The organism is Streptomyces hokutonensis, from assembly GCF_042751305.1.
In the GTDB taxonomy this organism is placed as follows: Bacteria; Actinomycetota; Actinomycetes; order Streptomycetales; family Streptomycetaceae; genus Streptomyces; species Streptomyces hokutonensis_A.
The window spans coordinates 81,596-100,935 of sequence record NZ_JBHYWD010000006.1 but is presented as its reverse complement, the minus strand read 5'-3'; the positions used below and the strand labels follow the sequence as shown (position 1 = coordinate 100,935).

Sequence of the window (19,340 nt, the reverse complement as noted above, 5' to 3'; positions counted from 1 at the left end):
CCCGGTGGCGCGCCCGTGACTCACAGCTCCCGCTGCGCCTCGTACAGGTTCCGCGGCCGTACGACGTTCGTCGTGCCGTAGAGCTCCAGGCGTGAGTGCAGGTCGCCGGTGAAGTCGGGGACGTCGATCTGGTCGGACTCGGTGACCGTGTTGAGGCCCACCGTGGCGCTGTACGGCGCCAGTTGGTCGATCTTCATCAGGCCCGCGCGGCCGTTGGTGACGCGGACGTTCCAGTGGGTGAAGCGGGCGCCGAAGAGCGGTCCTGCGTTCGTGTCGCCGCCGTGGCGGCCGTTGTTGTTGACCGTGATGTCGGTGCGGACGTCGGCGAAGGGCAGGCCGCGGTGGCTGTCGAAGGTGCCCATGCGCATGTCGCCGCGCGACCACACGTTGTAGGAGGACAGGCCCTCGACGTTGATGCCGTGGAGCTGGGTGTTGGGCGGGGCCGGGACCGTGCGGTCCTCGATCGTGAAGTCCTCGATGAGGTTGTCGTGCGAACCCTCGCGGCAGAAGTAGGGGTGGTGGGAGCCGCGGCCCGCGACCGTCGTACCGCGCAGGGTGCACGCCGAGGCGGCCACCAGGCCGAAGCCGTTGTCGACGTGACGGACCGTCACGTCGTCCAGCCGGCAGTCGTAGGCGCATTGGAGGACGACTCCGTTGTAACCCTTGTCGAGGAGGTGCGGCTGCTGCGGGGTCTCGACCGCCTCCAGGGTGAGGCCTTCGACACCCGAGCCCGTCAACTCCTGCACGTGAGTGGTGAGTTGGGGGTTCCACTCGGGGCGGAGGTCGAGGGGCAGCGGGCGTTCGAGCGTCACCCTGCGGCCGTGGACGTGGGCGATGCGGACGGGCCATTCGTAGGGGACGTAGGACAGGAGCTTCGTCTTGTCGTCCCAGTAGTACGCCTCGGGGCCGGGGCCGCCGCCCGCCATGTGCTGGAGGAGGGTGTGGGCGGTGTCGTCGGCGAGGCGGAGCAACACCAGGGTGCCGGGCTCGAGTTGTGAGGCGTCCGCGACCCGCACCGTCCACTCGCCCTGCCGGGCCGGTTCGACGGTCGTCAACTGCCGCCATTCGTCACGCCTGTTGCCCGTCCAGCCCTCGAAGGGCCAGGCCTTCGCCCTGATCGCGGCGACCAGTGAGTCCCAACGGGCTGCCGGGGCAAGCCAGATGAGGCCGCCCGCCCAGGACCAGGCCGACTTCTCGCCGCCGTAGCGGGAGCCGTAGACGCCGATGAGTTCCGTCAGACTGCGGGTCGCGCACAGCTTCGTACGGTCGCTGCCCGCGCCCCTGACCACGACGTTCGAGTGGCCGACGCGGATCACGTCGTCGATGCGGAAGGTGCCCGGCGGGATGTGGACCGTGCCACCGCCGGCCCGGCCGGCAGCGGCGATGGCACGGTTGATCGCGGGGGCGGAGTCGGTGGCGCCGTCCGCGACGGCGCCGTAGCGGAGGACGTCGAACACCCGGGAGGAGGGGTGGGAGTGGCGTCGGGCGCCCGCCCTTCCGATGTACGGGATCTGCGGGTGGGTGTACGGGGTGCGGGTGAACTCCCGCCAGAGGGAAGGGACTTGCCCTCGCGATCCGTCCTTCGGGAGGGGGACCGCCAGGGCCAGCGTGCTTCCGAGCAGGGTTCGTCTGGTGAGACGGGTGTGGCTCATGTACGTACGTCCTCCCACGCGGCTCTTCATGGATGTGAACGACGTTCAGAAATGTGCTGGCGGTGAGCATGCCACGAAGCCCCATCGACGGGGAAGAGGTCGGGCTGGGGTCAGTCGGTCGGCCGCTGGGTCAGATGAGTGAACGCGTCCAGGTTCCGCGTGGACTCCCCGCGCGACACCCGCCACGCGTACTCCTTGCGGATCGCGGAGGAGAAGCCCAGTTCCAGGAGGGTGTTGAAACTGCCGTCGGCGGCCTCCAGGACCTGGCCGAGGAGGCGGTCGATCTCGGCCTCGGTGACGGCGGAGAGGGGCAGCCGGCCGGTGACATACACGTCACCGAGCTGGTCGACGGCGTAACTCACGCCGTACAGCTTGAGGTTGCGCTCCAGGAGCCAGCGGTGGACGCCCGTCTCGTTCTCGTCGGGGTGGCGGATGACGAAGGCGTTGAGCGAGAGGGAGTGGCGGCCGACGAGGAGGGAGACGGTCGTCGACAGCTTGCGGGTGCCCGGGAGTTGGACGACGAAGGTGCCCGGCTCCGGGCTCTCCCAGTCGAGTTCGGCGCCCTTGAGGAAACCCTCGATGACCTGCGCCGCCCGGTCCTGGTCCGCTTTCTCACCCATGGTGCGAGCGTACGTGACGGCGGTGGGCCTGGGCCGCGGCCGCGTAGACGTCGGCCGTGGCGGCGGCGGCCGTGTCCCAGCCGAAGCACTGCGCGTGCCGGGCGGCGGCCTCGCCCATGCGGGGCGCGAGGTGCGGGTCGTCGGCGAGGGTGCGCAGGACGTGCGCGTAGGCGGCGGGGTCGTGGCCCTGGACGAGGAACCCGGTCTCGCCGTCGCGCACGGCCACCGGGAGGCCGCCGACCGCGGCCGCGAGCACCGGCGTACCGGCCGCCTGCGCCTCTATGGCGACCAGTCCGAAGGACTCGCTGTACGACGGCATGACCAGCACGGACGCGGCCCGGAACCAGTCCGCGAGCTGCTCCTGCCCGACCGGCGGCCGGAACCGTACGACATCCGCGATGCCCAGCCGCGCGGCCAGCTTCTGCAGCCCCTCCGGCTTGGCGAGGCCGCTGCCGCTGGGGCCGCCGACGACGGGGACGACGATGTTCGAGCGCAGCTCGGGCCGCTCGTCGAGCAGCACGGCGACGGCGCGCAGCAGCACGTCCGGCGCCTTCAGAGGCTGGATGCGCCCGGCGAAGAGCGGAATGAGTGCGTCCTGCGGGAGCCCGAGACGGGCACGGGCCGCCGCCCGGCCATCGGCGGGCTGGAAGCGTTCGAGGTTCACGCCGGGGTGGACCACGGCGACCTTGGCGGGGTCGGCCGCGTAGTGCCGTACGAGTTCGTCGGCCTCCTCCGCCGTGTTGGCGATGAGGCGGTCGGCGGCGGCGACGATCTGGGTCTCGCCGATGACGCGGGCGGCGGGCTCGGGGGTGTCGCCGTCGGCCAGGTTGGCGTTCTTGACCTTGGCCATGGTGTGCATGGCGTGCACGAGGGGAACGCCCCAGCGCTGCGCGGCGAGCCAGCCGACGTGGCCGGAGAGCCAGTAGTGCGAGTGGACGAGGTCGTAGTAGCCGGGGCGGTGACCGGCCCACGCCTGCATCACTCCGTGCGTGAACGCGCAGAGCTGGGCGGGGAGTTCCTCCTTGGCGAGACCTTCGTACGGCCCCGCGTCGACGTGCCGGACGAGGACGCCCGGGGCCAGCTCGACGGTCGGGGGCAGGACGGCGGTGGTCGCGCGCGTGAAGATCTCCACCTCGATGTTGATCGCGGCGAGGCGCTGCGCGAGTTCCACGATGTAGACGTTCATGCCGCCGGCGTCGCCCGTGCCGGGCTGGTGCAGCGGCGAGGTGTGCACAGAGAGCATGGCGACCCGGCGGGGTTTCCGGTGCAGCCGCAGCCGGGCCGACGGCGCCTGGGAACGCCGCCCGAGCCTGCTGACGTACTGGCTCACGTGGCGTTCCTCCTCGCTGCGGGCATGCCTGAGGGAGGGCGTGCGGTTCCCTCCAAGGGGCTGCAACGCCCGGAGGCGGGATTCTCATTCCGGCGCATGGGGATTTTACCGAGGCATTACCCCCTGTCGCTCAACCGTTCGAGGCGAGAGTGCGTCTGCCGAGTCCGTCCAGGGCGTCAGCCCACGGGTGCCGTGGCGAAGGCGTGCCAGTACGCGGCCGCGCCGCCGGTCTGCTTGAGCAGCCGGGCCGGCTCGGGCTCGGCAGGCCATATCTGCAGCAGATACCGGTCGCCGGTCGCGGGCTCGTCGTCCTCCCGCACGTTCTTGCTCCGGCCGGCGTCCATGGCGATGGCGGAGTACCGCACGCGGTAGTCGCGCTCCTCCAGTCCCAGCTCCCACGAGTTCTTCCAGTTCCACTGCCGCAGCTTCGTCTCCTGCGACACCGGCCGGAACGGGACCTCGACGATCTCCTCCCACGTCTCGTCCACCTCGGGCCGGCCGTCGTGCAGTTCGGCGGTGAAGTCGACGCCGCCGATGTGCAGGCCGGTCAGCAGAAGCAGCGTCCCGGCCGTCCCTCCCCCGCAGAGCCCGACGCCGTCCTGCCCGGCGAAGGCGTCGTACAGGTCGCATTCGTCCCCGCCGCTCTCCACGAACATCTGGCCGTAGTCGACGTGGACTTCTCCCGTGACAAGCACCTTCATCGGCCCCACCCTCACCTCGGCGACTTGATCTCCGATCCTGCCAGGCGGCACTGACAACGGGACGGGAGAGCGACGGCTTCGGCCGGTGCCCGGTGCGGCGGCCCTTGTCCCGCGCCGCCTACCCTCGTACGTATGACAGCCCGCGCAGCCTCCCGCCCGGTAGGAACGGTGACCCGCGGGACGACCAACCCCAACCGGCTGCGCCGCATGGACCGCTGGATCGTGGCGACGCACGGCGCGGAGCTGCGGCGGGCCGACGAGCCCCTCGCCGTCGATCTCGGGTACGGCGCCGCGCCCTGGACGGCCGTGGAACTGCTGGAGCGGCTCCGGTCCGTCGCCCCGCACGCGCGCGTGGCCGGTGTCGAGATCGAACCGGCGCGGGTCGCGGCGGCCCGCCCGTACGAGCGGGAGGGACTGGTGTTCCGGCACGGCGGGTTCGAGATCCCCGTGCCGCAGCGGCCGTCGCTGATCCGCGCGGCGAACGTGTTGCGGCAGTACGACGAGGCGCAGGTCGCCGAGGTCTGGGCGCGGCTGTGCGGGCGGCTCGCGCCGGCGGGCGGGGGCTCCCGGGGCGGGCTGTTGGTCGAGGGGACCTGTGACGAGATCGGGCGGCGGCACGTGTGGGTCGCGCTCGGGCCCGAGGGGCCGCGGACGGTCACCTTCGCGGCGCGGCTCGGTTCGCTGGAGCGGCCGTCCGACCTCGCCGAACGGCTTCCCAAAGCCCTCATCCACCGCAATGTGCCCGGCGAACCGGTGCACGCCTTCCTCCGCGACTTCGACCGCGCCTGGGCCGCCGCCGCGCCCTACACCTCCTACGGCGCCCGTCAGCGCTGGATCCGCGCGGTGCGGGACCTCACGGCCGACTGGCCGGTGGTGGACGGTCCGGTGCGGTGGCGGCAGGGCGAAGTGACCGTGGAATGGCGGGCCTTGGCCCCGCTGGGGTGAACGGGCGGCCCGCGGGGAACGATCTCCGTCGGCCGTTCGTCACATGGGCGGGGAAATCGCCGTGACCGGTCATGACCTGGAAGGAAAGGGGAGAAGTACGAGTAGTGCTGCCTCTGTCGTTTTCTGAGCGGACATGGCACGATCCCCCAGGCGTCCGTAAGTTACTGACGGTCAATCAGATACGGGATGTGGGGGCAGGGGTATGGGAGCGGGCAGGCGAGCCCTGATCACGACGGCCGTCACAGTCGTCTGCGCGGTCACCGTGCTGGCGGCACCCGGTATCGCCTTCGCGAGTCCGTCGCCCACGCCGACCCCCTCGACGACCGCGTCCCCGACCCCCGTGACCAACAAGGACCTTGAGGCCGTACGCGCGAAACTCGACGACCTCTATCACGACGCCGCCGTCGCCACCGACGCCTACAACGCGGCCGAGGAGCAGGCGCGGAAGCAGTCCGCGCAGATCGTCGAACTGGCCAGGAAGATCGTCAAGGGCCAGGAGAAACTGGACGAGTTGAAGGACCGCGCCGGTGCCGCGGCCCGCTCCCAGTACCGCACGGGCGGACTCCCGGACGAGGCGCAGCTGATCCTGAGCGACAACCCGCAGGCCTTCCTCGACGGTGCCGGCCGGATACTCCAGGGCCAGCGCGCCACCAAGGGCCTGATCGCCGAACTGACCCGCGCCCAGGACGACTTGAAGCAGTACACCGCCGACGCCTCCACCCAGTGGCAGTTGCTGGAGAAGAACCGCCAGGCCAAGGCCGCCGCCAAGAAGGAGATCACGACCCGGATCGCGGCGGCCGAGAAGCTCGAGTCCCAGCTGGAGAAGCAGGAGAAGGAGCGCCTCGCGAAGCTGGAGCAGCAGGCCGCACTGAAGGCGCAGACCGCCTGGCTCGACTCCGGTGTCCTCAAGGACATCAGCGGCCAGGCGTCCGCCGAGGGCAAGGCCGCGGTGGCGTACGCGACGGCCCAGCTCGGCAAACCGTACGAGTGGGGCGCCGAGGGCCCGAAGTCGTACGACTGCTCGGGGCTGACCTCACAGGCCTGGGCGAGCGCCGGCGACCCGATCCCGCGCACCTCGCAGGAGCAGTGGAAGCAGCTCAAGCACGTCGACGTCAAGGACATGCGGCCCGGCGACCTGATCATCTACTTCGACGACGCCAGCCATGTCGCGATGTACATCGGCGACGGCGCGATCATCCACGCCCCGCGACCGGGGCGTACGGTCACGATCGCGGGGGCCGGCTCGATGCCGATATTGGGCGTTGTGCGACCTGATGCGTGATTCGTCCGTCCGGTGGGCGGGGTTGCGGCCGGTGACCCGAGCCACGTGACGCAGCACACGCACCACCCGCCCCAAACCCCGGCCCGGCGTGACCTTCGTCATCCCGGCCCCACCGCCGTCCTGCCCAACTGCGGTACGGAACACGGCATATGACTGTGGCCGCCTGCCGGGCGACCTGCCTCACACCATTCCTTTCCGGCGCCCACTACCGCTATGGTCCCGGTCGGTGGGTCGAGGTCCCTCGCCCCGCCGCGCCCTCGGGGGGAGGGAAGGAAACAGGACGATGCCCGCACCCATACCGCGGCAGAGAGCGATCCCGGCCGCGGAAAGTGGTCAGGCGCCGGCCGCACCCACGATCGGCGACACCTCGGGAGACACCTCCGGGGGCACCACCAGCGAGCTGCCGGGGAGCGCTTCCCAAGGCACGGAAGCCCCGCGCCCGGAGACCCCGCGCACGCAGGACACGGTGAACGACGGCACGGTCACCGGCGCCGGTCCCGGCGGTCCCGCCGGTCACCTCACCCTGCTGATGATCGAGGACGACCCCGGCGGCTCGCCGATCGTGCCCGAGCTGCTCGACCCGACCGGCAAACCGATCCGGGTCCGTACCGCCCGCAACCTCACCGAGGCCGAGCGGCTGCTCACCGACGACGTCCACTGCATCCTGCTCGACCTCGCGCTGCCCGCCCCCGGCCGGACCGCGGACGGCGCCGACGACGAGCTGGCCGTGCTCAGGCACGTGCTGAGGATCGCGCCCCGCCACGCCGTCCTCGCCCTCACCGCGTCCGGCGACACCGAGCGCGGCGCCGAGGCCGTCCGTGTCGGCGCCCAGGACTATCTCTTCCGCGACGAGCTGGACGGCCGGCTGCTGAGCCGCGCGATCCGCTACGCGGTGGAGCGGAAACGTTCCGACCGGGCCGAGCGCAAGCTCACCGAGTCCAAGCTGCGCGCCCAGGAGAACGCCCGCCTCGAACGCGGACTGCTGCCCACGCCCCTGCTCGACGGCTCCCCGCTGCACTTCGCCGCCCGCTACCGCCCCGGCCGCTCCCGCGCGCTGCTCGGCGGCGACTTCTACGACACCGTGCGCACCCCCGACGGCACCGTGCACGCGATGATCGGCGACGTCTGCGGCCACGGCCCCGACGAGGCCGCGCTCGGCGTGGAGCTGCGCATCGCCTGGCGCGCGCTGACGCTGGCCGGGCTGTGCGGCGACGAGCTGCTCGGCACGCTCCAGCAGGTCCTGGAGCACGAGCGCTCCGACGACGAGATCTTCGCGACGCTCTGCACGGTCGACATCGCCCCCGACGGCCGCCGCGCGGGCCTCTGCCTGGCCGGCCACCCGTCCCCGCTGCTGGCCTGCCCCGGCCGCCCGGCCGAGCTCCTCCCCTACGACAACAACGGCCCCGCCCTCGGCCTGCTCCCCGGTGCCCGCTGGCCGCGGATGCAGGTGGAGCTGGGCGCCGAGTGGAGCCTGATGCTCTACACCGACGGTCTGATCGAGGGCCGGATCGGCGAGGGCCGCCGCGAACGGCTCGGCCAGGACGGCATGGTGGCGATGGTCCGCCGCCAGCTCGCGGAGGGTCTGCGCGGTGAGGAACTGCTCCGGGCAGCGGTGAACGAGGTCCGCGATCTCAACGGCGGCGAGCTGACGGACGACGTGGCGGTGGTACTGCTGGACCGGGCGCCGTAAGTGACCCCGGCTACCTGGCCGTAGTCCTTCAGCGGCCGCCGTTGTACGGGCCGTAGGGGCCGTCGCTGCTGGAGCCGCCTCTGCGGCTGCGGCCGCCGCCGGGGAGGCCTCGGAGGGCCGGGCGGACGTCGACCATGTACACGATCGTCGCGACGAGGCCGATGATCGGCAGGAACGACAGGATGTTGAAGATCAGGTTCACCACGAAGGCGAGCCCGAGGATGATCAGCCAGAACGGCTTGGTCTTCTTGTCCGCCGCACGATAGGCGTCCTCGCGACGCGTGGCGGCGTCGACGAGCGCGAAGCCGCTGAACACGATCAGGGCGACACTCAACAGCCACATGAACCCTGCGAAGCCCTGCATCAGCACTACGTCCACCACCAGACTCGGCTAGTCGTTACGCGGTCACCGTACCCGCAACCGGATTGCCGCTGAAGACAGAACGGGTCGGGCACTCGTGGAGTGCCCGACCCGTTACCGATCACCCGTTCGTGTCACTTCGCGGGCGGCGTGGTCTTCTTCGCGGTGGTCTTGCGGGCCGGCGCCTTCTTGGCGGCGGGCTTCTTCGCCGGGGCGGCCGCGGTCGGGGCCGGAACCGGAGCGGGCTCCTCGGCCTTCACGACGACCGGCTCGGGGTCGGGCTCGACCGCGACGGCCAGCTCCTCGATCTCGTCGGCGGCCTCGCCGCGCCAGGTCTTCACGGCCTGCTCGCCGTGCTCGGCGACCTTCTCGTACGCCTCGCGGGCCTTGACGGCGTACTCGGCGGCGACGCCGACACCGCGCAGCGCGAAGTCCTGGGCGGACTCGCCGAACTTCTTGAGGTCGGCGTCGAGCGTGCTGCCGAGCTTCTTGAGGTCGCCGTCGAGGCTGGTGAGGAACTCGTTGACCTTGGTCTGGAGCGTCTCCTGCGCCTCCTTGGCCTTGGCGCCGGCCTCCTTGGCGCGGGAGGCGGCCTTCTCCTGCACGGCCTTGGGGTCGGTGCCGCGCACGGCGTCGATCCGGGCCGGGGCCTCGGCACGCAGCTGCTCGACCAGGCCGGGAACCTTCTTGGCCTGCTGGAGGGCGAGGTCGGCGGTGCCGGCGGCGAAGTAGAGGGGGGTGGGGTCGCTCAGGGTCTTGCGCAGGTCATCGGTGATGGCCATGGTGATGGTCCTTCCCGGTTGCTATCAGCTGAGGGTTTTGGGTTGCTTCCGCGCTCGGCGGACGGGCGTGTCGTCGTCAACGGGTTGTGTCGTCGTCAACCGGCCGTCTGCTCCCGCGGGTCGGCGTCGCTGCCGTCGGCACCGTCGCTCACGCCGGGACCGCTCTCCACGCCTTCGTCCCCGTCGGCGATCTCGAACCCGTTCTCCTTGCGGAAGGACTCGTAGATCTGAAGCAGCACCTGCTTCTGCCGTTCGGTGAGCGTGGGATCGGCGAGGATGACCGCACGTGTCTCGACCTCGTCCCGGTCCCGCTCGGCGTCGAGGATGCCGGCCCGCACGTACAGCGTCTCGGCGGAGATCCGCAGCGCCTTGGCGACCTGCTGCAGCACCTCCGCGCTCGGCTTGCGCAGCCCGCGCTCGATCTGGCTCAGATACGGATTGGACACCCCGGCGGCATCGGCGAGCTGCCGCAGGGACAGTTGCGCGGTGCGCCGCTGTTCCCGCAGATACTCACCAAGATTGCCGACGTTGAGCGATGCCATGCCTTCACCTTGCACCACCACTGCTAACTTTTGCAAGCACCTGCTTGCAAAAGTGCGCCACGCCACTCGTTCAGCATGCCAGGATGCGCGGATGGAGATCACCGACGCCACGCGCGCGATCGCGGCCGCGACTTCGATCGCCGTATCGCTCGGTCTGCCCGCCGACGAGGCGGTCGTTCTGCACAATTCGAACAAGCTGGCACTGCGGCTGACGCCGTGCGATGTCTTCGCCCGGGTCGCCCGTGTGGGGGAAGAGGTCGCGCAGTTCGAGGTCGAACTCGCGCAGCGGCTCGCCGAAGTCGGCTGCCCGGTGTGTCCCTTGGAGCCTCGGGTGGACCCGCGGGTGTACAGGCGGGACGGCTTCGCGGTGACGCTGTGGACCTACTGCGAGCCCGTGTCACCGCACACCGCGCCGGTCGACTACGCCAAGGCGCTGGAGCAGCTGCACGCCGCCATGCGCGAGGTCGATGTGCCGAGCCCCAGGTTCACGGACCGGATCACGGAGGCGGAGGCAGTCGTCGCCGACCCGTCCCGCTCGCCGGAACTCCCCGACGCGGAACGCGAGTTCCTCGGCGGCAGGCTGGCGAGCCTGCGACGGGCGATCGACGACCGCGGCGCCGTGGAGCAGCTGCTCCACGGTGAGCCGCATCCGGGCAATGTGCTCGGCACGAGGAACGGCCCGCTGTTCATCGACCTCGAGACGTGCTGCCGGGGACCCGTGGAGTTCGACCTCGCCCATGTTCCCGAGGCGGTCCGGGAGCACTACCCGAACGTCGACCAAGGGCTGCTGGACGAGTGCCGACAGGTCGTCCTCGCGATGGTCGCCGCGTGGCGCTGGGAGCTCGGCGACCAGTTTCCGAACGGGAGACTGTTCGGGGAAGGCCTCCTGCGCGCACTGCACGACGGTCCGCCCTGGCCGACTCTCGACTCGCTGCACGAGCGGCTGGGCGGCCTGTAAAACCCTTGGGTGTCCCTACGACTGCACCTCGTCGAAGACCGCGATCGCTTCGGCCGGGTCCGGGCTCACCAGGCGTTCCAGGCCGGCCGTCGTGATCTCGGCCCACTTGGCGGACCGGGCCCACATCCGTTCCTCGAAGGCGCGGACGGTCTCGTTCAAGTTCCCGGGGGCGGTGGCGACGGACTCGGCGAGTTCGGCGCCGTCCAGCATCGCGAGGTTCGCGCCGACGCCGAGTGGGGGCATGAGGTGGGCGGCGTCGCCCAGGAGGGTCACGCCGGGGGTGTGGGGCCAGGTGTGGGAGACGGGGAGGACGTAGAAGGGGCGGTGGGCGAAGGCGGTGCCTCGGCGGAGGAGGTCGAGAACGGGGGCGGACCAGCCGTCGAACAGGGTCAGCAGGCTCGATCGCACGGCCTCGGCATCGGCCAGGTCCACGTCCAGGTCCAGGTCCTTGTGCCAGTCCAGCGGTGCGCGGAACTTGCTGTACACCTTCACGTGGCCACCGCTGTTGCGCTGCGCGACGAGGCTCCGGTTCGCGCCGTACACCGCTACGGAACCGTCGCCGATCAGCCGGGCGAGGTCGGGGTGGCGGGTGTCGACGTCGTCGAGGGAGGTCTCGAGCGAGGTGACTCCGGTGTAGTGCGGTGCCACCGGTGAGACCGCCGGGCGGACCCGGGACCAGGCGCCGTCCGCGCCGACGACGAGGTCGTACGTCTCCTGCCGCCCGTCGGCCGACTGGACGAGTACGCCGTCCCGGCCGCCCGGCACCACCCGCGTCACGCCCCACCCCCATCGCACGTCGAGGGGGCCGGTCAGCAGGTCACGGAGTTGGCCGCGGTCGATCTCGGGGTTGGCCAGGTCGTCCGGACCGGGCAGCCAGTCGCGCAGGACGGTGCCGTCCGGGTCCAGGATGCGCATGGCCTGTCCCTCGGGGCGCGAGAGCGACAGGAACTCGGCGAGTAACCCCGCCTTGTCCAGGGCGAGTTGGCCGAGCTTCTCGTGCAGGTCCAGTGTGCCGCCGGGAGGGCGGGCGTCGGGGGCGGGATCGCGTTCGAGGACGGTGACGGGGTGGCCGTAGCGGTGCAGGACTCGGGCGAAGGTGAGGCCGGCGGGGCCTCCCCCGACCACGGCGATGCGTTGTCTCATGTCGATACACTGTATTGATTCGGGTTGGTGTATCGCAACAGTACGATGCATCTACGATGTATCCATGACTGTGTGGGACCGTCCGGAGCCGCCGACCCGGCCCGTGCCGCTCGACCGGGAGCGGATCGTCGCCGCCGCCGTCACGCTGGCCGACGAGGGCGGGCTGGAGGCGGTGTCGTTGCGCAAGGTCGCCGCCCGACTGAACGCCGGCCCGATGCGGCTGTACGGCTTCATCTCCACCAAGGAGGAGCTGTTCGACCTCATGGTGGACGAGGTCCAGGCCGAGATCCTCCCCGAGGAGCCGCCCGGTGACTGGCGGGAGGCGCTGCGCGCCCTCGCCCACCGCACCCGGCGGGCCGCCCTCCGCCACGAATGGCTTGCCGACCTGCTCGGCGGCCGGCCGAGCCTGGGCCCGAACGGCCTCGCCGTGACCGAGGCCACGCTGGCCGCCCTCGACGGTCTCGCCGACATCGACACCGTCATGCGCGCCGTGGAGACCGTCAGCGCCTACTCCACCGGCGCGATCAGACGCGAGATCGCGAACCTGCGCGCCGAGCGCGCCACGGGCCTCTCCAAGCGCGACTGGCAGCGCTCCCGCGGCCCGCATGTGACGAGAATGCTGGCCACGGGCCGCTTCCCCGCACTGTCCAAGGCCGTCCACGACGGCACGGACGTGGACGCCGAGACGTCCTTCACGACCGGCCTGGAGTGGGTCCTCGACGCGGTGGCCGCCAAGCTCGCCCAGCCGCCGACGTAACCGGCGGACCTGATGTCCCGCTCCACGCCAGCGTCGGGCCCATGATCGTATGGCTCAACGGCACCCATGGCGCGGGCAAGACGACGACGAGCCCGCTCGTGCGGCAACTCATCCCGGATTCAAGGGTGTTCGACGCCGAGAAGGCCGGCGAGACGCTCATGGACATCTCGCCGGGGCTGCCCGCGACGGACAACTTCCAGCACTGGCCGCCCTGGCGGCAGCTCGTCGTGGAGACCACCCGGCGCGCACTCGACCACACGGGCGGCACCCTGGTCGTTCCGATGACCGTCCTGGTCGAGCAGTACTGGCCCGAGATCAGCGCGGGCCTGGCCCAACACGCCATTCCGGTACGGCACTTCGTCCTCCACGCCGACCAGGACACCCTGCGCGAACGCATCGCGGGCGACACCGTCCTTGGCTCCGGCTCCCCGTTCGGGCTCCGTTACCTGGAGCCCTACGCCGAGGCGGCCCGCACCTGGCTGCACCGCGAGGCCCATGTTGTCGACACCACCCACCTCACGCACGACCAGGCCGCCCTGCGGATCGCGGAGTCCGTCACGGCGTGAGGGTCATCTGGCAGTCCGCCCAGGCGGGTTGGCTCAGCAGGGGCTCGAAAGGGGTGAAGAGGGCGAGGAGTTGAGGGCCCCAGCGGTCGCGGAACGTGAAGTCGTGGCGGACCAGGTCGAGTTCGTTGGCGGCGGTGAGTTCGGCGAGGTCCCGGCGGAGTTGCGGACCGGGTGGGTGGAGGGCGCCGGTGAAACGGTCCCGGAAGAGCCCGTCGGCCTCCGCGAGCCCGGGATATGTGGCCTTCCGGTCGCACGCGCCGTAGAGATACACGATCCCTTCCGCCTCCGCGCCGATCACCTCGGCGAGTTGGGCGCGGCCCGTGTCCACCGGCAACAGGGCAGCGGGGAAACCGTCGGTGCCGTAGCAGGCGTGGCACAGGCCCGCGAGTTGGAGGGCGGGGCGGGCACCCCATGCGGCGAGGAGGTCCTGGACGCGTTGGAGGTGGGCGAGAAGAGTGCCGCCCGGGTGCGCGATGTCGGCGGCGCCGAGCCGGCGGAGCAGTGCTGCGGCCGCGTCAACAGCGCCAGGCGGGTGACCAGTTGACGTAGGAAAGTCGGACACGACCCGGCGTCCTCCCTTCGCTGATCTGAGGTCGGAGGTCGGCACCCGTCCGTGTCTTCGCCCTGGTCCGGACCCGGCGAAGGCGCCGGACGGGTTGCCGCCTGGGCCCTGTGCTGAGCATGGTCGAGTCCCTGACCCTGGTCAATCCTATGTATTTCCGTCAACACCCAAGCTGTAGCTTGGAGTTGTGACTCTGGAGGATCTGCGTGTCTTCGTGGCCGTGTGCCGGGCGGGAAGTCTCAGCGCCGTCGCCCGCGAACTGGGCCGCACCCAGTCGGCGGTGAGCCAGCATGTGAAGCGGCTGGAGCGGGAGGCCGGCATGAGCCTGCTGGAGCGCCGACCGCGAGGTGTCGTACCCACAGACGCGGGGCGGGTGTTGTGCGAGGCCGCCTCGGAGAGTGTGGCCGGGCTTGAGCTGGCCATGCGGCGGCTCGGGGACCTCGTCAACGGCGACAGCGGCTCGGTACGGGTCACGACGGGCGGGACCACCGTTCGGCACTTCATGGCGGAGGCGGTCGTCGCCTTCCGGCAGCAATATCCGAGGGTGGGTCTCGAGTTCCGGACCGAGACCTCCAGCCGCGCCTGCTTCGACGCGCTCACCGCCGGTCACCTGGACCTCGCATGGGTCACGATCGACGGGCCGGTGCGCGGTATCGAGCAGCGTCCCATCGTAGAACTGCCGTGGGTACTGGCCGTCCGCGCCGACGATCCCCTCGCGGCCCGGTCCCGGGTCGACAGCGCCGAACTCGACGGCATCAGCATCATCCGCCTGCCCCCGAACTCCACCTCGGGCGCCCGTCTCGACGCCGCGTTCGCCGAACTCGGCGTCCGCAGCAGCTCCGACACCGGTGTCGCCGACTGGGACACCGCCCTCCTGCTCGCCGAACTCGGCCTCGGTCACGCCGTCGTACCCCTCCTGCCCGGCTGGGAGACACCCGGCACCGGCCCGCTCCGCCTCGTCCCCCTCCCCGGTCTGCCCCCGCTCCCGGTCGGCTGGGCCGTCCGCCGCTGGGACTCCCTCACCCCGCTCGCCCGCACCTTCGCCGACACGGTCGCCCACAGCTGCACGGAGCGGGCCGCGCACGCCCGGCAGTCCGAGTAGCGGACACCGGCTAGCCGAGAGCGTCCGCATCACCGCCGTCGTGATTACCGTCGTAGTACCCCGTCCACGCCCGCAGCTTGTCCGGGTTGACCACCAGCCACAGGTCGGTGATCAGCCCGTCCCGCACCTGCGCCGCGAGCACGGCGAAGGTCGTACCGCCGATCCGGACCGAGACACCGGGCATGCCGTTGACGTCCTCCTCGACGAGTTCCATCTCGGGAGCCCGGCGCATGAGGCCGAGGAAGAGGCGAGCCACCTTGTCCCGGCCGACGACCGGCCGCAGCGCGGCCCGCACCTTGCCGCCGCCGTCGCTGCGCGACTCGACGCCGGGGTCGAGCAGGGCGACGAGCGCGTCGAAGTCACCGGTCTCGCACGCCTCGCGGAACGCGGAGACGACCCGCCCGTGCTCCTCGGCCGTACTGGCGCCGGGCGGCTTGCGGGCCAGTCGGTGCCGCGCGGACGAGGCGAGCTGGCGGCAGGCGGCCGGGGTACGGCCCACTGTCTCGGCGATCTCGCTGAACGGCAGGCCGAAGACGTCGTGCAGGACGAAGGCGACGCGCTCCGCCGGAGTCATCGAGTCCAGCAGCACGAGCATGCCCATGCTGACGGACTCGTCGAGGGTGATGCGGTCGGCGGGATCGTCCGCGCCCGCGCCACCCGTGCTGGCCCAGGTACCGCTGCGCCGGACCGGCTCCGGCAGCCACTCCCCGGTGTAGCGCTCGCGCCGGGCCCGCGCCGACCCGAGCTGGTCGAGGCAGATCCGCGAGGCGACCCGGGTCAGCCACGCGAGCGGCGCCTCGATCTCCCGCTGCGCCTCCTCCGACAGGGCGTACCAACGGGCGTACGTCTCCTGTACGACGTCCTCGGCGTCCTGCACCGAACCGAGCATCCGGTACCCAAGGTTGAGCAGTCGGCGGCGCTCGGCCATGAGGGAACCGAGGGTCGGATCCTGACCCGAGTCGGGCACGGCGCGGTCATCCTTCCTGGACAGTGGGCTTCTCGACGGACCCGACTCGCTGAACATGCTGGGTGAGCCATTCGTCGAAGGTCTGACGGCCACGCGGCCCCAACGGCCCGCCCAGGAGCGGCAGTTGCCCGTCCCCCGTCATCGCCGCACCGGTCGCGCCCGGCATCCGTACCGGCAGCAGCAGCCGGCGCTGGTGCCGGGCCCGCAGCAACCGGCGCACCATGTCGACGAGTTGCTCGACGTGCGGCCCGGCGAGGTCGGGGGCCATGCCCCGGGCGGGGGCGACGGCGAGTTCCACCAGGTGCCGGGCCACTTCGCGTGCCGCGATGGGCTGGGTCCGCATCCGGGGCACCACCGCGACGGGCCCCGGAACCCGGTCGAGGGTCTGCGCGGCGAACTCGTGGAACTGGGTGGCGCGCAGCACGGTCCACGGCAGCGGGCCGTTCGACACCACGTCCTCCTGCCGGAGTTTGCCCCGGTAGTAGCCGAGGCCGACCCGGTCGATGCCGACGATGGACAGCACCACGTGATGCCGTACGCCGGCCCGTGCGCCCGCGTCGAGCAGGTGGTGTCCGACGGTGTCGAAGAACGCGACGGCCTTCTTCGCGCTGGTCGTCGTCACATTGCTCACGTCGATGACCGCGTCCACCCCCTCCAGCGCGGCATCGAGCCCGGCGCCGCCCGCGACGAGGTCCACGCCCCGCGACCGGCTCAGCACCACCGGTTCCTGTCCGGCCGCGACCAGCTCCTCGACCACGTACCGGCCGACCAGCCCGGTCCCGCCCGCCACCGCGATCCGCATACCGTCCCGCTCCTTCACTTGGTGTCACCCCGTCGCGCCGGGAGTCCCGTCACCGGCACCAGCAGCACCGCCGCCAGCAGTACGAGCGCGGCCAGGAAGACCACGTTCAAGACCTGGTCCCGCGTCCCGTACATGTCGAGGTGCTGTACGTGATAGCTGAAGTGCAGCACGTTGAAGACCAGCCACACCGCACCCGTCGTCTGCACCAGCCTGGTGTTCCGCACCTGTCGCAGCGCGACGAGCGTCAGACAGGCCAGCGCGAGGAACATCGCTCCCGCGTCCTTGGCGAGGTGCTCGTTGTAGGGCCCCAGCTGAGGCAACCAGCTCAGTCCGAGCCCCGGGAAGTTCGCGTACCACCCCGTCGGCGAGAAATAGGCCCAGGTCCCTGTGTACAGGCTGACCACGGCCAGCAGGCCGAGGCTGACGTACCGGATTCTGTTCATACGTCTACGACGACGCAGCCCCCGAGAATGTCAGGGCGGCTGTCAGGGCCGACGTCGAGTGGACGCCTCCCGCACCATGAACACGTCCACCGGATCCTCGTAGTCCCCGGTCTCCACGGTGAACCCGTGCCGCGCGTACAGCCGCCGGGCAGGGCTCCCCCGCAACACATTCAGCCGCACGACAGGGACACCGTCACGGTCGCACCGCTCCAGCAGCTCGCCGAGCACACCGGACCCGATACCGGCGCCCTGGAACTCCGGCGCGAGGTAGAAGTGCTCCAGCCAGTGGCAGCGGCCGTCCGCGTCGGGTCGTAGCGCCACGCATCCGGCGAACAGGCCGTCCACCTCGATCACCCAGGTGTGCGCCGGCTCGAACCCGTCCCGGAGCCGCTGCCGCACGCGCCGGGAGTCGTAGCGCCCGAGCCGTTCCAGATCGTCCCGCAGCACGACCGCCCGCAACTCCGCCACGCTCTCGACGTCCGCCCGCACCGCAGGCCGTATCCCCCAGTCCGCCATGATCACCACGGTAGCGCGGGCCGGTAAACCGATGGATCACCCATCGGCCGGGATGCTGGAATGACGCGATGCACGACGACGAGACGTCGCAGGTCATCGACCGCGGACAGTACGAGGGCACCAAGTCACCCTGGGATCAGGAGACTTGGCGGAACGCGGCCCTCGGCTGGGCCCGGCGCGAACTCGCCGCGCGAGGGCTGCGCGAGACGGGCCGGCTGGGGGTACGGCTGCGCCCGTGGTCGGTCCTGGTCCGGATTCCCGTAGCAGGGTCGGGTGCGACGGCGGCCCGAACTGCCGTCTGGCTGAAGGCAAATCCGCCGGCCGGCGCCTTCGAGGCACTGCTCACCGCTGCGCTCGCCCGCTGGGTCCCGGAGTACGTCCTGGAACCGCTCGCCGTCGACGCCGACCGCGGCTGGTCCCTGCTCCCCCACGGCGGCGAACTGTTCCGGCAGTTCCTCGACCGCACCCCCACCGATCCCCGCGCCTGGGAAGAACCGCTGCGCCAGTACGCGACGATGCAACGCGCCCTGGTCCCGCACACCAAGGACCTCGAACAACTCGGCGTCCCCAGTGCACGGACGACGGCCCTGCCCGAAGTCTTCGACGGGGTAGTGCAGTTCATCGCCGCCACCACCGAACCGGCCGCCGATCCTGCACAGTTGCATGCCCTACGGCCGCTGCTGCTCGAACTGTCCGCTGAACTGGCCGAGTTGGGCATCCCCGACTCCCTCGACCACTCCGACCTGCACGACGGCCAGCTCTTCCACCCGGCCGCCGGCCGCTACACCTTCTTCGACTGGGGCGACGCCGCCGTCTCGCACCCCTTCTGCAGTTTCCTGGTCCCGGCCGGACGGGTCCGCGAACGGTACGGCCCCGAGGCGGTCCCCCGGCTACGGGACGCCTACTTGGAGCCCTGGACGGAAAACGGCCACACGACCACGGAACTCCGCCGCGCGCTAACCCTCGCGACCCGCCTCGGCGTCATCGGCCGCGCGGCAGCCTGGAACCGCCACTTCCCGGGCGCCTCCGCGGCGACGCGTGCGGCGGGCGCGACGGAGAGCGCCAAGACCTTGCTGAAACTGTCGTCCGAGGAGCCCTTGTTGTAGAGGGACCCCGTCAGCGATTGGCCGCCACCCACTCCCCCATCGCCGCTAAATCGGCATCCGTGATCCCGTACCGAGGGTCGACGCGCTGCAGCAGGGCCCGTTCATGGTGATGGGCGCTCACCCAGTCGCGGTCGGCGTCCCCGATCTCGTCGTCCACCCAGACGAAGGGCCGCCCGGCGGCCCAGGCGACGAGCGGCCGGGTCTTCCAGTGCAGCCAGCCGCCCTTGCCGTCCCCCACCCTGTCCTCGGCCGGGTCGAGCCAGTCCACCAGGGGCAGTTGAGGCAGACCGAGCCAGGGCGCGACGCACGTGTTCGCGTCGTCCATCCAGATCGTCGCCCACACCAGTTCGCACCGCAAGGCCGCGAGCCGTGGTCCGAGCGAGGGATCGATGCGGGTCAGCAGCGGGGGCGCGTCGGGCGCGGACGACGCGAAGCGGGACTCGTGGACCGGGTACGGCCGGGACGCGCCGAAAGGCAGCAGCGTCCCGTCGACATCGAGGAAGAGCAGCATCA

At 71.1% G+C, this 19,340-nt stretch carries 22 protein-coding genes; 8 read left to right on the top strand and 14 right to left on the bottom strand.

The window, feature by feature from the left end; all coding sequences use genetic code 11:
- Positions 1-20 precede the first annotated feature (20 nt).
- From ACFXC1_RS17905 to ACFXC1_RS17890, 4 genes are all read right to left on the bottom strand, one after another.
- Positions 21-1,652, bottom strand: coding sequence for a glycosyl hydrolase family 28-related protein (locus tag ACFXC1_RS17905; protein ID WP_381243739.1), 1,632 nt, complete (start codon positions 1,650-1,652; stop codon positions 21-23).
- A gap of 110 nt (positions 1,653-1,762) precedes the next feature.
- A complete protein-coding gene (locus ACFXC1_RS17900; RefSeq protein WP_381243737.1) occupies positions 1,763-2,272 on the bottom strand; it encodes a type III secretion system chaperone family protein in 510 nt (169 codons plus the stop codon).
- Positions 2,265-3,602, bottom strand: a complete 1,338-nt coding sequence (gene mshA, locus ACFXC1_RS17895) for a D-inositol-3-phosphate glycosyltransferase (protein ID WP_381243735.1) — start codon at positions 3,600-3,602, stop codon at positions 2,265-2,267. The genes ACFXC1_RS17900 and mshA overlap by 8 nt, the downstream gene beginning before the upstream one ends.
- 176 nt (positions 3,603-3,778) lie before the next feature.
- Positions 3,779-4,303, bottom strand: coding sequence for a hypothetical protein (locus tag ACFXC1_RS17890; RefSeq protein WP_381243733.1), 525 nt, complete (start codon positions 4,301-4,303; stop codon positions 3,779-3,781).
- Positions 4,304-4,435: 132 nt separating this feature from the next.
- Here ACFXC1_RS17890 and ACFXC1_RS17885 point away from each other — a divergent pair, with 132 nt between their 5' ends.
- The 3 genes from ACFXC1_RS17885 to ACFXC1_RS17875 all read left to right on the top strand — a co-directional run bounded on the left by ACFXC1_RS17885 (position 4,436) and on the right by ACFXC1_RS17875 (position 8,220).
- Positions 4,436-5,248, top strand: coding sequence for a class I SAM-dependent methyltransferase (locus ACFXC1_RS17885; RefSeq protein WP_381243731.1), 813 nt, complete (start codon positions 4,436-4,438; stop codon positions 5,246-5,248).
- Positions 5,249-5,450: 202 nt separating this feature from the next.
- Positions 5,451-6,530: a C40 family peptidase gene (locus tag ACFXC1_RS17880; protein ID WP_381243729.1), complete on the top strand. Its 1,080-nt coding sequence runs from the start codon at positions 5,451-5,453 to the stop codon at positions 6,528-6,530.
- A gap of 283 nt (positions 6,531-6,813) precedes the next feature.
- Positions 6,814-8,220: a PP2C family protein-serine/threonine phosphatase gene (locus ACFXC1_RS17875; protein WP_381243727.1), complete on the top strand. Its 1,407-nt coding sequence runs from the start codon at positions 6,814-6,816 to the stop codon at positions 8,218-8,220.
- A 28-nt stretch (positions 8,221-8,248) separates the two neighbouring features.
- On the opposite strand, the gene ACFXC1_RS17870 is transcribed toward ACFXC1_RS17875, so the two are convergent.
- From ACFXC1_RS17870 to ACFXC1_RS17860, 3 genes are all read right to left on the bottom strand, one after another.
- Positions 8,249-8,584 carry a DUF2516 family protein gene (locus tag ACFXC1_RS17870; protein WP_352183333.1) on the bottom strand — a complete coding sequence of 112 codons (336 nt, stop codon included), beginning with the start codon at positions 8,582-8,584 and terminating at the stop codon, positions 8,249-8,251.
- A 131-nt stretch (positions 8,585-8,715) separates the two neighbouring features.
- Positions 8,716-9,363, bottom strand: coding sequence for a hypothetical protein (locus tag ACFXC1_RS17865; RefSeq protein ID WP_381243725.1), 648 nt, complete (start codon positions 9,361-9,363; stop codon positions 8,716-8,718).
- A gap of 95 nt (positions 9,364-9,458) precedes the next feature.
- The gene (locus tag ACFXC1_RS17860; RefSeq protein ID WP_381243724.1) at positions 9,459-9,905 is read right to left on the bottom strand and encodes a helix-turn-helix domain-containing protein; all 447 of its coding nucleotides are present in this window, start codon (positions 9,903-9,905) and stop codon (positions 9,459-9,461) included.
- 91 nt (positions 9,906-9,996) lie between these two features.
- Here ACFXC1_RS17860 and ACFXC1_RS17855 point away from each other — a divergent pair, with 91 nt between their 5' ends.
- Positions 9,997-10,863, top strand: coding sequence for a phosphotransferase enzyme family protein (locus ACFXC1_RS17855; RefSeq protein ID WP_381243722.1), 867 nt, complete (start codon positions 9,997-9,999; stop codon positions 10,861-10,863).
- A gap of 15 nt (positions 10,864-10,878) precedes the next feature.
- Here ACFXC1_RS17855 and ACFXC1_RS17850 read toward each other — a convergent pair whose 3' ends face one another.
- The gene (locus ACFXC1_RS17850) at positions 10,879-12,006 is read right to left on the bottom strand and encodes an FAD-dependent oxidoreductase (protein ID WP_381243721.1); all 1,128 of its coding nucleotides are present in this window, start codon (positions 12,004-12,006) and stop codon (positions 10,879-10,881) included.
- Positions 12,007-12,070: 64 nt separating this feature from the next.
- Here ACFXC1_RS17850 and ACFXC1_RS17845 point away from each other — a divergent pair, with 64 nt between their 5' ends.
- Complete coding sequence (locus tag ACFXC1_RS17845) at positions 12,071-12,763, top strand: TetR/AcrR family transcriptional regulator (protein ID WP_381243719.1); 693 nt, start codon at positions 12,071-12,073, stop codon at positions 12,761-12,763.
- A 41-nt stretch (positions 12,764-12,804) separates the two neighbouring features.
- Positions 12,805-13,329, top strand: a complete 525-nt coding sequence (locus ACFXC1_RS17840; protein ID WP_381243717.1) for an AAA family ATPase — start codon at positions 12,805-12,807, stop codon at positions 13,327-13,329.
- Here the strand turns inward: ACFXC1_RS17840 and ACFXC1_RS17835 are convergent.
- A complete protein-coding gene (locus ACFXC1_RS17835; protein WP_381243715.1) occupies positions 13,319-13,891 on the bottom strand; it encodes a DUF6817 domain-containing protein in 573 nt (190 codons plus the stop codon). The genes ACFXC1_RS17840 and ACFXC1_RS17835 overlap by 11 nt on opposite strands.
- A 187-nt stretch (positions 13,892-14,078) precedes the next feature.
- On the opposite strand from ACFXC1_RS17835, the gene ACFXC1_RS17830 reads away from it, so the two are divergent.
- Positions 14,079-14,993, top strand: coding sequence for a LysR family transcriptional regulator (locus ACFXC1_RS17830; RefSeq protein ID WP_381243713.1), 915 nt, complete (start codon positions 14,079-14,081; stop codon positions 14,991-14,993).
- 10 nt (positions 14,994-15,003) lie between these two features.
- Here ACFXC1_RS17830 and sigJ read toward each other — a convergent pair whose 3' ends face one another.
- Genes sigJ through ACFXC1_RS17810 form a run of 4 tightly spaced genes read right to left on the bottom strand, consistent with a single transcriptional unit; the run spans position 15,004 to position 17,721 of the window.
- Complete coding sequence (sigJ, locus tag ACFXC1_RS17825) at positions 15,004-15,960, bottom strand: RNA polymerase sigma factor SigJ (protein ID WP_381243712.1); 957 nt, start codon at positions 15,958-15,960, stop codon at positions 15,004-15,006.
- A gap of 7 nt (positions 15,961-15,967) precedes the next feature.
- Positions 15,968-16,762 (bottom strand): SDR family oxidoreductase, encoded by a 795-nt coding sequence (locus ACFXC1_RS17820; protein WP_381243710.1) that lies wholly within the window; start codon positions 16,760-16,762, stop codon positions 15,968-15,970.
- A gap of 14 nt (positions 16,763-16,776) precedes the next feature.
- Positions 16,777-17,205 (bottom strand): hypothetical protein, encoded by a 429-nt coding sequence (locus ACFXC1_RS17815; protein ID WP_381243708.1) that lies wholly within the window; start codon positions 17,203-17,205, stop codon positions 16,777-16,779.
- Positions 17,206-17,247: 42 nt separating this feature from the next.
- Positions 17,248-17,721 (bottom strand): GNAT family N-acetyltransferase, encoded by a 474-nt coding sequence (locus tag ACFXC1_RS17810; RefSeq protein ID WP_381243706.1) that lies wholly within the window; start codon positions 17,719-17,721, stop codon positions 17,248-17,250.
- A 68-nt stretch (positions 17,722-17,789) separates the two neighbouring features.
- On the opposite strand from ACFXC1_RS17810, the gene ACFXC1_RS17805 reads away from it, so the two are divergent.
- Positions 17,790-18,827, top strand: coding sequence for an aminoglycoside phosphotransferase family protein (locus tag ACFXC1_RS17805; RefSeq protein ID WP_381243704.1), 1,038 nt, complete (start codon positions 17,790-17,792; stop codon positions 18,825-18,827).
- Positions 18,828-18,837: 10 nt separating this feature from the next.
- Here ACFXC1_RS17805 and ACFXC1_RS17800 read toward each other — a convergent pair whose 3' ends face one another.
- Complete coding sequence (locus ACFXC1_RS17800) at positions 18,838-19,338, bottom strand: HAD domain-containing protein (protein ID WP_381243702.1); 501 nt, start codon at positions 19,336-19,338, stop codon at positions 18,838-18,840.
- Positions 19,339-19,340: the final 2 nt, after the last annotated feature.

What these genes read in the sequence shown, in the direction of transcription:
- ACFXC1_RS17855 (WP_381243722.1), top strand. Translation starts at nt 9,997, where the DNA reads ATGGAGATCACCGACGCCACGCGCGCGATCGCGGCCGCGACTTCGATC.
- ACFXC1_RS17865 (WP_381243725.1), bottom strand. Translation starts at nt 9,363, where the DNA reads ATGGCCATCACCGATGACCTGCGCAAGACCCTGAGCGACCCCACCCCC.
- ACFXC1_RS17840 (WP_381243717.1), top strand. Translation starts at nt 12,805, where the DNA reads ATGATCGTATGGCTCAACGGCACCCATGGCGCGGGCAAGACGACGACG.
- ACFXC1_RS17870 (WP_352183333.1), bottom strand. Translation starts at nt 8,584, where the DNA reads ATGCAGGGCTTCGCAGGGTTCATGTGGCTGTTGAGTGTCGCCCTGATC.
- ACFXC1_RS17890 (WP_381243733.1), bottom strand. Translation starts at nt 4,303, where the DNA reads ATGAAGGTGCTTGTCACGGGAGAAGTCCACGTCGACTACGGCCAGATG.
- ACFXC1_RS17905 (WP_381243739.1), bottom strand. Translation starts at nt 1,652, where the DNA reads ATGAGCCACACCCGTCTCACCAGACGAACCCTGCTCGGAAGCACGCTG.
- ACFXC1_RS17885 (WP_381243731.1), top strand. Translation starts at nt 4,436, where the DNA reads ATGACAGCCCGCGCAGCCTCCCGCCCGGTAGGAACGGTGACCCGCGGG.
- ACFXC1_RS17875 (WP_381243727.1), top strand. Translation starts at nt 6,814, where the DNA reads ATGCCCGCACCCATACCGCGGCAGAGAGCGATCCCGGCCGCGGAAAGT.
- ACFXC1_RS17820 (WP_381243710.1), bottom strand. Translation starts at nt 16,762, where the DNA reads ATGCGGATCGCGGTGGCGGGCGGGACCGGGCTGGTCGGCCGGTACGTG.
- ACFXC1_RS17900 (WP_381243737.1), bottom strand. Translation starts at nt 2,272, where the DNA reads ATGGGTGAGAAAGCGGACCAGGACCGGGCGGCGCAGGTCATCGAGGGT.
- ACFXC1_RS17880 (WP_381243729.1), top strand. Translation starts at nt 5,451, where the DNA reads ATGGGAGCGGGCAGGCGAGCCCTGATCACGACGGCCGTCACAGTCGTC.
- ACFXC1_RS17860 (WP_381243724.1), bottom strand. Translation starts at nt 9,905, where the DNA reads ATGGCATCGCTCAACGTCGGCAATCTTGGTGAGTATCTGCGGGAACAG.
- ACFXC1_RS17845 (WP_381243719.1), top strand. Translation starts at nt 12,071, where the DNA reads ATGACTGTGTGGGACCGTCCGGAGCCGCCGACCCGGCCCGTGCCGCTC.
- ACFXC1_RS17800 (WP_381243702.1), bottom strand. Translation starts at nt 19,338, where the DNA reads ATGCTGCTCTTCCTCGATGTCGACGGGACGCTGCTGCCTTTCGGCGCG.
- ACFXC1_RS17815 (WP_381243708.1), bottom strand. Translation starts at nt 17,205, where the DNA reads ATGAACAGAATCCGGTACGTCAGCCTCGGCCTGCTGGCCGTGGTCAGC.
- ACFXC1_RS17805 (WP_381243704.1), top strand. Translation starts at nt 17,790, where the DNA reads ATGCACGACGACGAGACGTCGCAGGTCATCGACCGCGGACAGTACGAG.
- ACFXC1_RS17850 (WP_381243721.1), bottom strand. Translation starts at nt 12,006, where the DNA reads ATGAGACAACGCATCGCCGTGGTCGGGGGAGGCCCCGCCGGCCTCACC.
- ACFXC1_RS17810 (WP_381243706.1), bottom strand. Translation starts at nt 17,721, where the DNA reads ATGGCGGACTGGGGGATACGGCCTGCGGTGCGGGCGGACGTCGAGAGC.